A 12481-nucleotide genomic window follows, 5' to 3' on the forward strand; every position below is an offset into this window, starting at 1 on the left:
CGGCGCTGGTGTCGGACCTGCGGCGCGATCTGGTGTTCGCCGACCTGCAGAACGCCTACGCGCGCGTCATGGTGTCGGCCGGCGTCGACCCGCTGCCCGACGCCGTGCCGGCGCAGGATCTGGCGACGCTGCGCCAGGCCGTGGCCGACGGGCTGCAGGGCTGGGAGCAGCGCGCCGGCAGCACCGCCCGCCTGCAGGACCTGCTGACCCCCGCCGCCCCGGCGCCGGTCTCGGAAGGCGGCGCCCGGCAATCCCCATCGCTGGCAAACAAGGAGCTTTGAAGATGTTCAAGACCGTCGTACCGGTGACGGCCGAACGCCACCGCGACAAGAAGATCGTCCCGTTGGACAGCTTCGCTTTCGCGGGCCAGTCGCACGTTGCATCCATCATGGCTCACGAGTTCCGGCCGGCGGCGGCGACCTACGCCATCGTGTTCGTCGAGAACAAGGACCTGGACGAGTTCCGCCCGGTTGTGCTGCTGGGGCTGGAGCCCGGCCGAAACCTGTTCGTCGACGCGGCCGGCGCGTGGCGGGCGCCCTACATCCCGGCGATCGTCCGCCGTTATCCCTTCACCCTCGCCAACACCGACGACGCGTTGGTGTTCACCATCTGCGTCGACGAGGAAAGCGGCCTGCTCAGCGACAGCGAGGGGCAGGCGCTGTTCACCGAGGACGGGCAGCCGGCCGAACCGCTGGAGCACGTCAAGCGCTACCTCGGCGAGCTTCACCAGATGGAGTCGCTGACCGGGGAGTTCTGCGCGCATCTCAAGCAGCTCAACATGTTCGCGCCGTTGAACCTGCAACTGCACGACGATGGCGGCGTCCGCACCATAACGGGCGTCTACGCCGTCAACGAGGAGCGGCTGAACAGCCTGTCCGACCAGCGCTTCCTCGAACTGCGCACGAAGGGCTACCTGGACCTGATCTACCGCCACCTCACCTCGCTGGGGCAGGTCGAGCGCCTTGGCCAGCTCAGGAATGAGCGCGCAGCGGGCGGGGAGAACGGCAGCGGTTCCGCGCAATAGCGGAACAGTCACCCGTTCTCCGCAGCGCGCAAGGTGGCCAATGATGCCTTGGCTGGTTGCCGGGCACGGCCATCGTCCCTCAGCCCAGGTGTGGGCTGACCAACTTCGGGTTGATGGCCCAGCCGCCGCCGAATTACCCTTGGCCGCCTAAACAAACACAGTCGGGTGTCTCAAATCCGGGCTGCGGTGGAGCCGCAGGGCCGCCGGTCGCCAGAACCGGCCACTCGCCTTCATTGTGATAATGGAAACTGCTTGAAAAGCCATTATTGAAGCAATTTTATCGAAAGAGGGTGCCGGATAAGCATCCAGTCAGTCCATTTTTGTTCGCCGGGAGAGGCGACGATAAATGTATTCAAATTTCGATTTGCATACCCAATTCCACCACCCGCCCCGGGGGGATGCAGAAATACTCCGAGGCGCTGCCCGACATCTTCGACAGCGCGATGAAGATCAATTCCTGCCAGCGCGGCAGGTCCGGCTGGGGTGAGGCGATGAGTGTCTCGCGGCTGACGAAGTAGGTGGTGTCCATCGGGTCGAAGGGCAGCCCCGGAATCCGCCGGTCGCGCAGCGCTGTCGGAATGTTTGGCTCGTCCATAAAGCCATAATGCGCGATCACCCGGAAGAACCCCGCTGTGTACGGCGTGACCTTGAACCGGTTCACCTCCGGGACGTAGGGAACGTCCTCGGTTTCCACGGTCATCAACACGACCCGCTCGTGCAGCACCTTATTGTGCTTCAGGTTGTGCAGAAGCGACGGCGGCAACCCACGCGCGTTGCTGGTCAGGAACACCGCCGTGCCCGGCACCCGCGCGACGGAGCCCGCCTTGACCCGCTCCAGGAACAGGTCCATCGGCAGACCGCCTTCGGCAAGGCGTCGGCGCAGCATCGCGCGGCCGCGCCGCCATGTGACCATCAGCAGGAAGACGCCCGCCGCCACCGCCAGCGGGAACCAGCCGCCCTCCACCACCTTCAGCAGGTTCGCCCCGAAGAACGCCAGATCGACGGTGAGGAAGCCGACCAGCGCCAGCAACGCCGGGATCAACGGCCAATGGCCGAGCCGGCGGGCCACCTTGTAGGCGAGCACGGTGGTCGCCACCATCGTGCCGGTCACCGCGATCCCATAGGCGGCGGCGAGGTTGGTGGAGGACTGGAACGTGATCACCAGCAGCACCACGCCGACCAGCAGGAAGCCGTTCATCGCCGGCAGGTAAATCTGCCCGATCTCGCGCGCCGAAGTGTGCCGCACCTCCATGCGCGGCAGATAGCGCAGGTGCATCGCCTGCCGGGTCATGGAAAAGGCGCCGGAGATGACCGCTTGGCTGGCGATGACGGTCGCCGCCGTGGCCAGCCCGACCAACGGGAAGAGTGCCCAGTCGGGCGCCAGATGGAAGAAGGGGTTCTCGATGGCCTGCGGGTCGTGCAGCAGCAGCGCTCCCTGGCCGAAGTAGCAGAGCAGCAGGGCCGGCAGCACCAGCCCGAACCAGGCCAGCCGGATCGGCAGGCGGCCGAAATGGCCCATGTCGGCGTACAGCGCCTCGCCGCCGGTCACCGCCAGCACCACCGCCCCCAGCAGCACGAAGCCGCGCCAGCCGTGCTCGGTCAGCATGCGGATCGCGTGCGTCGGCAGCAGCGCCTCCAACACCCCTGGCTCCTGGGCGATTTCAACGCCCCCGAGCACCGCCAGCGCGGCAAACCACAGCACCATGACCGGCCCGAACAGCGCGCCGACGCGCGCCGTGCCGTAGCGTTGCACGACGAACAGCAGCACCAGGATGGTCAGCGTGATGGGCAGGACGAAGCGCTCGAACAACGGGGTGGCGATGGTCAGCCCTTCGACGGCGCTCAGCACCGAGATGGCCGGGGTGATCACGGCGTCGCCGTAGAACAGCGCCGCCCCGACGATGCCGGCGGCCATGACCGCCGTGGTCTTGCGATGGCCCGGCCGCATGCCGCGCAGGGCCAGCGCGGTCAGCGCCAGGATGCCGCCCTCACCCTGGTTGTCGGCGCGCATGATGAAGACGACGTATTTCACCGTCACCACGACGATCAGCGCCCAGAAAATCAGCGACAGGATGCCCAGCACGCTGTCCGGGTCGGTCGCGAAGCCGCCCTGGGTGAAGCATTCGCGCAGCGTGTAGAGCGGGCTGGTGCCGATGTCGCCATACACGACGCCCAGCGCACCGACCGTCAACGCCCGCAGCTTCGCGGCGTCGTGGGACGGGGTGGAAACGCTCGCTTCCATCATGGCCTTGCCTGTTCGAAGAGGGTCGTCGTTCGGTCAACGCGCATCGGGCGCCACTGTGCGGGCGCCCCTGTGCGGACGCCACTGTGCGACCCGGCGCTTCGAACTATTCCATATGATCCTCGTCTGCAGAATACAAGGTCAAAAGAATCGTCGCTCGACGCCCTGCGCGCAAATATTTCCAGCGCATATATGGATCATATATTTCGATCATCGCGTGCATATACGCGTTTTATATTTCTTCGCTATATCCGTCGCGTATATATCCAGACCCCGCCGTCCCCCATCGTTTTTATACGGCCGCCCGCCTTTTTCATAAGGTGCCCGGCAAAGGTGGCTGGCCACCAGCCTGATCGAGGCTCTGCCGGGTGGTTGAGGCGGGAGGATCACATGCAGCGGACATCGGACCGGATCGTCGCCGGCGAACACGCCGTGGCGCCGTCGCCGGCGCGCGAAGGCTTTGTGCCGGACGCGGAAGAACGGTTTCCCACGCCCCACGAGGTGCTCCGGGACATGGGGCTGACCATTGCCGGAGCCCTGGCGCTCGCCCTTTCCCTGAACCTTCTGCTGAACCTCCTGGGCGTGTGAGGCGCCGATGCCGTCCGATCCCCCGGGGCTTGCCGCGTATATGGACCCTATACGCCGACATCCCATCGGCCCTCCTCGAATCTATACGGGCGTCGGGCGCATCCTGGCCGTGCTGGAGGCGCTAAGCAGGTTTCTCCAGCCGTCCCGCACTTGATCCATGTTATCGCGCGTTCGCCTCCACGCCGCCCAACCTGAGGCGGTGGCGGCGGGCGCGCTCAGGAGGCCCACCATGCTTGACATCGTCGTTCTGGCGATCATCGCGGCCTTTTTCGCCGGCGCGGTCGCCTATGTGCACGCCTGCGACCGGCTGTGAGGAGCAGGCCCATGACCATCGACCCCATGATGTTTGATGATGCCCTGGGCGGCCTCGTCGCCGCCGGCCTGCTCGCGTATCTCGTCTACGCGCTGATCCACCCGGAACGGTTCTGAGGAGGAACCCATGACCGTCGTCGGCTGGATCCAGATCCTCGTCTTCGCCGCCCTGGTGGTGGCCGTCACGCGGCCGCTCGGCGGCTTCATGACGCGCGTCTTCAACGGGGAGCGCACCCTCATCACGCCAGCGCTGCGCCCCGTCGAGCGCGGGCTCTACCGGCTGGCCGGCGTCGACGAGGCGGTGGAACAGCATTGGGTGACCTACGCCGTCGCCATGCTGCTCTTCAACCTCGCCGGCATGCTGCTGCTTTACGCGATGCAGCGGGTTCAGGGGATGCTGCCCTTCAACCCGCAGGGGACGGGTGCCGTCCCCGCCGACCTGGCCTTCAACACCGCCGCCAGCTTCACCACCAACACGAACTGGCAGAACTACGGCGGCGAGGCCACGATGGGCTATTTCGTGCAGATGGCCGGGCTCGCCTTCCACAATTTCGTGTCGGCGGCCACGGGCATCGCGCTTGCGGTGGCGCTGGTGCGCGGCTTCGCCCGCGCGGGCTCCCGCACCGTCGGCAACTTCTGGGTCGACCTGACGCGCTGCACGCTGTACGTGCTGCTGCCGGCCTGCGTCGTCTACGCGCTGTTCCTGGTGTGGCAGGGCGTGCCGCAGACGCTGGGGGCGTATGCCGACGCCGCCACGCTGGAAGGCGCCCGGCAGACCATCGCGCTCGGCCCCGTCGCCTCGCAGGAGGCGATCAAGATGCTGGGCACCAACGGCGGCGGCTTCTTCAACGCCAACTCCGCCCACCCCTTCGAGAATCCGAACGCCCTGACCAACCTCGTGCAGATGGTCTCCATCTTCGCGCTGGGGGCCGGACTGACCAACCTGTTCGGCCGCATGGTCGGGGACGAGCGCCAGGGCTGGGCCATCCTGGCCGCCATGGGCGTGCTGTTCTTCCTGGGCGTGACCGTCGCCTATTGGGCGGAGGCGCAGAGCAACCCGGCCATCGCCGCGCTGGGCGTCGACACGTCGGCCGGCAACATGGAGGGCAAGGAGGGGCGCTTCGGCGTGGCGCTCAGCGCGCTGTTCGCCACGGTGACCACCGACGCCTCCTGCGGCGCGGTCAACGCCATGCACGACAGCTTGATGCCGCTGGGCGGGATGGTCCCGCTGATCAACATGATGCTGGGCGAGATCATCGTGGGCGGCGTGGGCGCCGGGCTTTACGGCATGCTGCTGTTCGCCATCGTCGCCCTGTTCGTCGCCGGCCTGATGGTCGGCCGCACGCCGGAGTATCTGGGCAAGAAGCTGGAGGCGAAGGAGGTCAAGATGACCATGCTCGCCATCCTCTGCCTGCCGCTGATGATGCTGGGCTGGACCGCCATCGCCGTGGTCACCGGCACCGGCACAGCCGCCATGGCCAACGCCGGGCCGCACGGCTTCTCGGAAGCGCTCTACGCCTATGTCTCGGGTGCTGCGAACAACGGCAGCGCCTTCGCCGGGCTTTCCGGCAACACGCCCTGGTACAACCTGACGCTCGGCGTGGACATGCTGGTCGGCCGCTTCTTCGTGATCATCCCGATGCTGGCGATCGCCGGCTCGCTGGCCGCGAAGAAGCGCGCCGCCGCCTCCGCCGGCACCTTCCCGACCCACGACACGCTGTTCGTCGGCCTGCTGGTCGGCGTCATCCTGATCGTCGGCGGCCTGACCTTCTTCCCGGCGCTGGCCCTCGGCCCGGTGGTCGAGCATCTGGCGATGAACGCCGGCACCCTCTATTGAGCGGGGACGTTCCCATGAGCACCCCCAAGGACACAGGTATCAAAACCCGCGGGCGGACGCCGGCCGCGACGATGCTGGACCCGGCGATCCTCGGGCCGGCGGTCGGGGATTCGTTCCGCAAGCTCGACCCGCGGCGGATGGCCCGCAACCCGGTGATGTTCTGCGTCGAGGTGGTGGCGGCCCTGGTCACGCTGCTGCTCCTGCGCGATCTCGCGACGGGCGCCGGCCACATCGGCTTCGCGGCGCAGATCGTGCTGTGGCTGTGGTTCACCTTGCTGTTCGCCAACTTCGCCGAGGCGGTGGCGGAGGGGCGCGGCAAGGCCCAGGCGGCCAGCCTGCGCAAGACCAAGACCGAGACCAACGCCAAGCTCATGGCCAAGGACGGGACGGACGGCTGGCGGAGCGTCCCCGCCACCGCCCTGAAGCCGGGCGACGTGGTGCTGGTCGAGGCCGGCGACCTCATCCCCTCCGACGGCGAGGTGATCGAGGGGGTGGCTTCGGTCAACGAGGCGGCGATCACCGGCGAGTCCGCCCCGGTCATCCGCGAATCCGGCGGCGACCGCTCGGCGGTGACCGGCGGCACGCAGGTGATCTCCGACCGGATCACGGTGCGCATCACGGCGGCGCCCGGCTCGACCTTCCTGGACCGCATGATCGCGCTGGTCGAAGGCGCGCAGCGCCAGAAGACGCCGAACGAGATCGCGCTGAACATCCTGCTGGCCGGCATGACGATCATCTTCGTCATCGCCGTGGCGACGATCCCCAGCTTCGCGGCCTACGCCGGCGGCTCGGTCGGCGTGCTGGTCCTGGTGGCGCTGTTCGTCACGCTGATCCCGACCACCATCGGCGCGCTGCTGTCGGCGATCGGCATCGCCGGCATGGACCGGCTGGTGCGCTTCAACGTGCTGGCGATGTCCGGCCGCGCGGTGGAGGCGGCGGGCGACGTGGACACGCTGCTGCTCGACAAGACCGGCACCATCACGCTGGGCAACCGGCAGGCGGCGGAATTCCTGCCCGTCCCCGGCGTGGCCGAGCGCGACCTGGCCGACGCCGCCCAACTCGCCTCCCTGGCCGACGAGACGCCGGAGGGCCGCTCCATCGTCGTGCTCGCCAAGGAAAAGTACGGCATCCGGGGCCGCGACATGGCGAGCCTGCACGCCCACTTCATCCCCTTCTCCGCGCAGACGCGCATCAGCGGCATCGACAGCGACGGCATGTCCGTCCGCAAGGGCGCCGTGGACGCCGTGCTCGCCCATGTCCGGGCGGCCACCGGCGTGGCATCCGGTGCGAGGCGTGGCGGCACGGTCGCGGCCATCCGCCCGAACACTCTGGTCGAGGCGGCGGAGCGCGAGGTGCTGGCCATCGCGGAGCGCGTCTCGAAGGCCGGCGGCACGCCGCTGGGCGTCGCCAGGGACGGGCGCCTGCTCGGCATCATCCACCTGAAGGACATCGTCAAGGGCGGCATCCGGGAGCGCTTCGCGGCGCTGCGCCAGATGGGCATCCGGACGGTGATGATCACCGGCGACAACCCGATGACCGCCGCCGCCATCGCCGCCGAGGCCGGCGTCGATGACTTCCTGGCCCAGGCGACGCCGGAGACGAAGCTGCGGCTGATCCGCGACGAGCAGGCCAAGGGCAAGCTGGTCGCCATGTGCGGCGACGGCACCAACGACGCGCCCGCGCTGGCGCAGGCCGACGTCGGCGTGGCGATGAACACCGGCACCATGGCCGCGCGCGAGGCCGGCAACATGGTCGACCTCGACAGCGACCCGACCAAGCTGATCGAGATCGTGGAGATCGGCAAGCAGCTGCTGATGACGCGCGGCGCGCTCACCACCTTCTCCATCGCCAACGACGTGGCGAAATACTTCGCCATCATCCCGGCGATGTTCCTCGCCTTCTACCCGCAGCTCCAGGCGCTGAACGTCATGGGGCTGGCGAGCCCGGAAAGCGCCATCCTGTCGGCCATCATCTTCAACGCGCTGATCATCGTCGCGCTGATCCCGCTGGCCCTGAAGGGGGTGGCGTACCGCCCGGTCGGCGCCGCCCGCCTTCTGCGCCGTAACCTGCTGATCTATGGGTTGGGCGGCATCGTCGTCCCCTTCGCGGGGATCAAGCTGATCGACGTGATCGTCAACGCCGTCGGCCTCGTCTGATACCGTGTTCGAAAAGGTCTGACTTTTCGGACACGGTGTCGGCCGCGACGGCGGCCGCGGCCCGCGAGGGCCGAAGCCTGCGTGGCGTGTGAACGGAGCGGTCCGAATGTTTCGGACCGCGTCTGAGGAGCCCCGAACCATGCTCAAGGAACTGCGCCCCGCCCTCGTCATGACCGCCGCCCTGACGGTCATCACCGGGCTCGCCTACCCGCTGGCGATCACCGGGATCGCGCAAAGCCTCTTCCCGCATCAGGCCAACGGCAGCCTGATCGAACGGAACGGGACGGTGATCGGCTCCGAACTGATCGGGCAGCCCTTCACCGGCGAGCGCTACCTCCAGCCGCGCCCGTCGGCGACCGCGCCGGCCCCCTACGACGCGGCGAACTCGGGCGGTTCCAACGCCGGCCCGACCGCGAAGGCGCTGGTCGAGCGCGTGCGGGGCGACGTCGAACGGCTCAGGCGGGAGAATCCGGGTACGCCGGTGCCGGTGGACCTCGTCACCACGTCGGCCAGCGGCCTCGACCCGCATCTTTCGCCGGCCGCCGCGGACTTCCAGGTGCCTCGCATTGCCAGGGCGCGCGGCCTGTCGGAGGAGCGGGTCCGCCAACTGGTCGCGGCCCACACGCAGCCGCGCCGCCTGGGATTTTTGGGGGAACCCGTCGTGGACGTGCTGGCGCTGAACCTCGCCCTCGACGAGGCCTCGGCAAGCCGGTAGGAAGGACGCATGAGCGTCGACCGCCCCGAACGCGACAACCGTCCCTCGCCCGAGGCGCTGCTGCGTCAGGCGGCGCGGGAGGAGCGTGGCCGCCTGAAGATTTTTCTCGGCGCGGCGCCCGGGGTCGGCAAGACCTACGAGATGCTGCTGACCGCGCAGGCGAAGCGCCGCGACGGCATCGACGTGGTGGTCGGCGTCGTCGAGACCCACGGCCGGGCGGAGACGGAGGCGCTGGTCGCCGGGCTGGAACTCATCCCGCGCCGCAGCATCGCCTACAAGGGCCACCTCATCGACGAGATGGACCTCGACGCGATCCTCGCCCGGCGCCCGAGGATCGTGCTGGTCGACGAGTTGGCGCACAGCAACGCCCCCGGCAGCCGCCACCCGAAACGCTACCTCGACGTCGAGGAAATCCTCGCCGCCGGCATCGACGTCTACACGACGCTGAACATCCAGCATGTCGAAAGCCTCAACGACGTCGTGGCCAAGATCACCCGCGTCCGTGTCCGCGAGACGGTGCCGGATTCGATCGTGGACCGCGCCGACGACATCGAGATCGTCGACCTCACGCCGGACGACCTCATCCAGCGCCTGAAGGAGGGCAAGGTCTACGTCCCCCGGACGGCGGAACGCGCGATCCGCCACTATTTCTCCCCCGGCAATCTCACCGCGCTCCGCGAGCTGGCCTTGCGGCGGACGGCCCAGCGCGTGGACGAGCAGTTGCTGACCCACATGCAGGCCCACGCGATCTCCGGCCCCTGGGCGGCGGGCGACCGCCTGCTGGTGTGCGTCGACGAGCATCCGAACTGTGCCGCCGTCGTGCGCTACGCCCGGCGGCAGGCTGAGCGGCTGCGCGCGCCGTGGACCGCCATCCACGTCGAAACGCCCGGCGACCTTCGTCTGGACGAGGTGAAGCGCGACCGCATCGCCGACGCGCTGCGCCTCGTGGAGAAGCTCGGCGGCGAGGCGGTGACGGTTCCGGGCAGCGACGTCGCGGACACCGTCGTGGACCACGCCCGGTCCAACAACGTCACGCACATCGTCATCGCCAAGTCCGGACGCTCGCGCTGGTCGGAACTGCTGCACGGCTCGGTCGCCGCCGCCCTGATCCGGCGGGCCGGCGACATCAGCGTCCATGTGATCGCCGGCGATTCCGGCGAACCGATCCCGCCGAAGACGGTGGAGACCGCCCCGGCGCGGCGCCCATCCTTCGATTGGCGCACCTACGCCGGCAGCACCGGCTATGTCGCCGTGGCGCTCGGCGTCGGAGAGGTGCTGCAGCGGGTGCTGGCGGTCGGCAACGTGACACTGGTGTTCCTGATGGCGGTGCTGGCCAGCGCCGTCACCGGCGGGCTGGGGCCGTCGCTCTACGCCTGTGTCGTCAGCATCCTGGCCTTCAACTACTTCTTCCTGCCGCCGCTCTACACCTTCACGATCGCCGATCCGCAGAACATCGTCGCGCTGTTCTTCTTCGCCGTGGTCGCGATGATCGCCAGCAACCTGACGGCGCGCATGCGCGCCCAGGCCGTCGCGGCGCGACAGCGCGCCAAGACCACGGAGGATCTGTACCTGTTCAGCCGCAAGCTGGCCGGGGTGGTGACGATGGACGACCTGCTGTGGGCGACCGCCCACCAGATCGCGGCGATGCTGAAGGTGCGCGTGGTCATGCTGCTTCCGGCCGGGGACACGGCCAGGGACACGGTCGAGGTGCGCGCCGGCTACCCGCCGGAGGACGTGCTGGAGGAGGCCGACCTCGCGGCGGCCAAATGGGCCTGGGAGAGCAACCGCCCGGCCGGCCGCGGCGCCGATACGCTTCCCGGCGCCAAGTGGCTGTTCCTGCCGATGCGGACCGGCCGGGGCGCCGTCGGCGTCGTCGGCATCGACACCAGCATCGATGCCAGCGTCGACGCCAACGCCGACCGGGGCCGGCCCGGCGCCCTGTTGACGCCCGACCAGCGCCGCCTGCTGGACGCGCTGCTCGACCAGGCGGCGCTTGCCATCGAGCGGGTGAACCTGGCGGACGACGTGGACCGCGCGCGGCTCGCCGCCGAGACGGAACGGCTGCGCTCGGCGCTGCTCACCTCCATCTCGCACGACCTGCGCACGCCGCTCGCCTCCATCCTGGGAGCGGCCACCAGCCTGAACAGCTACGGCCCGATCCTCGACGAGGCGTCGCGCCACGAGTTGACGAGCACGATCCAGGAAGAAGCCGAACGGCTGAACCGCTTCATCGCGAACCTGCTGGACATGACCCGCCTGGAATCCGGGGCGATCCGGCCCAACACCGGCGCGGTCGACCTGGCGGAGATCGTCGGCAGCGCGCTGGAGCGGGCGGGCAAAATCCTGGCCGGCCACACGGTGGACGTCGAACTCGCCGCCGACCTGCCGATGCTGGAGGTCGACGCCGTGCTGTTCGAGCAGGTGCTCTTCAACCTGCTCGACAACGCGGCCAAATACGCCCCCATGGGGTCGCACATCCAGCTGCGGGCCGCGGCGGAGGGCGGACAGGTGCGCATCGAGGTGCTCGACGAGGGGGACGGCATTCCGCCGGCGGATGTCGAGCGCATCTTCGACAAGTTCTACCGTGTCCACTCCCAGGATCGCCAGCGGGCGGGGACGGGGCTCGGCCTCGCCATCTGCCGCGGCTTCGTCGAGGCGATGGGGGGGGCCATCGCCGCCGGCAACCGGGCCGACCGCACGGGCGCCGTGTTCACGCTGCTGTTGCCGGCCGCGGCCGGATTGCCCCGGATCGAGGAGGAAGCCGCCGAATGAGGTCCGAAGCCATGCCGCTGCGGGTGCTCGTCGTCGACGACGAACCGCCGATCCGGCGCTTCCTGCGCACGAGCCTGTCGGCGCAGGGTTATGACGTCACGGAAGCCGAGGACGGCGCCCAGGCCATCGACGAGGTCCGGCGCCACACGCCTGACGTGGTGGTTCTCGACCTCGGGCTGCCGGGGATCGACGGCGTGGAGGTCATCCGCCGCCTGCGGGCCGACGGCGTGACCACGCCGATCATCGTCCTGTCGAGCCGGGTGGACGAGGCGGGCAAGGTGGAGGCCCTCGACCTCGGCGCGGACGACTATGTGACCAAGCCCTTCGGCATGGACGAGCTGCTGGCGCGCATCCGTGCTGCCCTGCGGCACAAGCTGCAACGGCAGGGCGAACGGCCCGTGTTCCGCAGCGGCGACCTCAGCGTCGATCTGGTGCGCCGGATCGTGACCGTGCGCGATGCCGAGGTGAAGCTGTCGCCGCGGGAGTACGACCTGCTGCGGCTGCTCGTCGCCCATGCCGGCAAGGTATTGACGCACCGCTTCATCCTGAAGGAGGTGTGGGGGGGCGAGACGGACATCCAGTACCTGCGCATTTACATCCGCCAACTGCGCCAGAAGATCGAACCGGATCCGGAGCGCCCCCGGCATATCCTGACGGAAACCGGCGTCGGCTACCGCCTGCGCGCGCCGGAGTGACGCCGAACCGTCGACCGAACTCCGACCAGACCGCCGGTCGAGCGTGACCAGGGCAAGCAGCCCGTCTCCTTTGAGGCGGGCGGCTTGCGTTCTGGGCCGGCGGAGGCGGCCTTTCAAGGGGTGGTGCGGCACCCCATCCA

General features: G+C 68.8%; 10 protein-coding genes and 1 pseudogene. 10 read left to right on the forward strand and 1 reads right to left on the reverse strand.

Features of this window, described 5'->3' with window-relative positions; all coding sequences use genetic code 11:
- Positions 1–281: pseudogene (locus ACSVC7_RS25375) on the forward strand (TolC family protein); the annotation flags it as partial.
- 2 nt (positions 282–283) lie between these two features.
- On the forward strand, positions 284–1024 hold the full coding sequence (locus ACSVC7_RS25380; protein ID WP_448207586.1) for a SapC family protein: 741 nt from the start codon (positions 284–286) through the stop codon (positions 1022–1024).
- Positions 1025–1376: 352 nt separating this feature from the next.
- On the opposite strand, the gene ACSVC7_RS25385 is transcribed toward ACSVC7_RS25380, so the two are convergent.
- Complete coding sequence (locus ACSVC7_RS25385) at positions 1377–3269, reverse strand: potassium transporter Kup (RefSeq protein WP_448207585.1); 1893 nt, start codon at positions 3267–3269, stop codon at positions 1377–1379.
- 387 nt (positions 3270–3656) lie between these two features.
- Here ACSVC7_RS25385 and ACSVC7_RS25390 point away from each other — a divergent pair, with 387 nt between their 5' ends.
- From ACSVC7_RS25390 to ACSVC7_RS25425, 8 genes are all read left to right on the forward strand, one after another.
- Complete coding sequence (locus ACSVC7_RS25390; RefSeq protein ID WP_448207584.1) at positions 3657–3854, forward strand: hypothetical protein; 198 nt, start codon at positions 3657–3659, stop codon at positions 3852–3854.
- 157 nt (positions 3855–4011) lie between these two features.
- On the forward strand, positions 4012–4167 hold the full coding sequence (locus ACSVC7_RS25395; RefSeq protein WP_448207583.1) for a hypothetical protein: 156 nt from the start codon (positions 4012–4014) through the stop codon (positions 4165–4167).
- Positions 4168–4178: 11 nt separating this feature from the next.
- Positions 4179–4283, forward strand: coding sequence for a K(+)-transporting ATPase subunit F (gene kdpF / locus ACSVC7_RS25400; RefSeq protein WP_448207582.1), 105 nt, complete (start codon positions 4179–4181; stop codon positions 4281–4283).
- 10 nt (positions 4284–4293) lie between these two features.
- Positions 4294–6003 carry a potassium-transporting ATPase subunit KdpA gene (kdpA, locus tag ACSVC7_RS25405; RefSeq protein WP_448207581.1) on the forward strand — a complete coding sequence of 570 codons (1710 nt, stop codon included), beginning with the start codon at positions 4294–4296 and terminating at the stop codon, positions 6001–6003.
- A gap of 14 nt (positions 6004–6017) precedes the next feature.
- Complete coding sequence (gene kdpB / locus ACSVC7_RS25410; RefSeq protein ID WP_448207580.1) at positions 6018–8159, forward strand: potassium-transporting ATPase subunit KdpB; 2142 nt, start codon at positions 6018–6020, stop codon at positions 8157–8159.
- 139 nt (positions 8160–8298) lie between these two features.
- Positions 8299–8874, forward strand: a complete 576-nt coding sequence (kdpC, locus tag ACSVC7_RS25415) for a potassium-transporting ATPase subunit KdpC (RefSeq protein WP_448207579.1) — start codon at positions 8299–8301, stop codon at positions 8872–8874.
- Between the two features lie 9 nt (positions 8875–8883).
- A complete protein-coding gene (locus tag ACSVC7_RS25420; protein WP_448207578.1) occupies positions 8884–11646 on the forward strand; it encodes a DUF4118 domain-containing protein in 2763 nt (920 codons plus the stop codon).
- Entirely contained in the window at positions 11643–12341 is a 699-nt protein-coding gene (locus tag ACSVC7_RS25425) for a response regulator transcription factor (protein WP_448207577.1), read from the forward strand. The genes ACSVC7_RS25420 and ACSVC7_RS25425 overlap by 4 nt, the downstream gene beginning before the upstream one ends.
- Positions 12342–12481 lie beyond the last annotated feature (140 nt).

This window comes from Azospirillum mesophilum, from assembly GCF_053470405.2.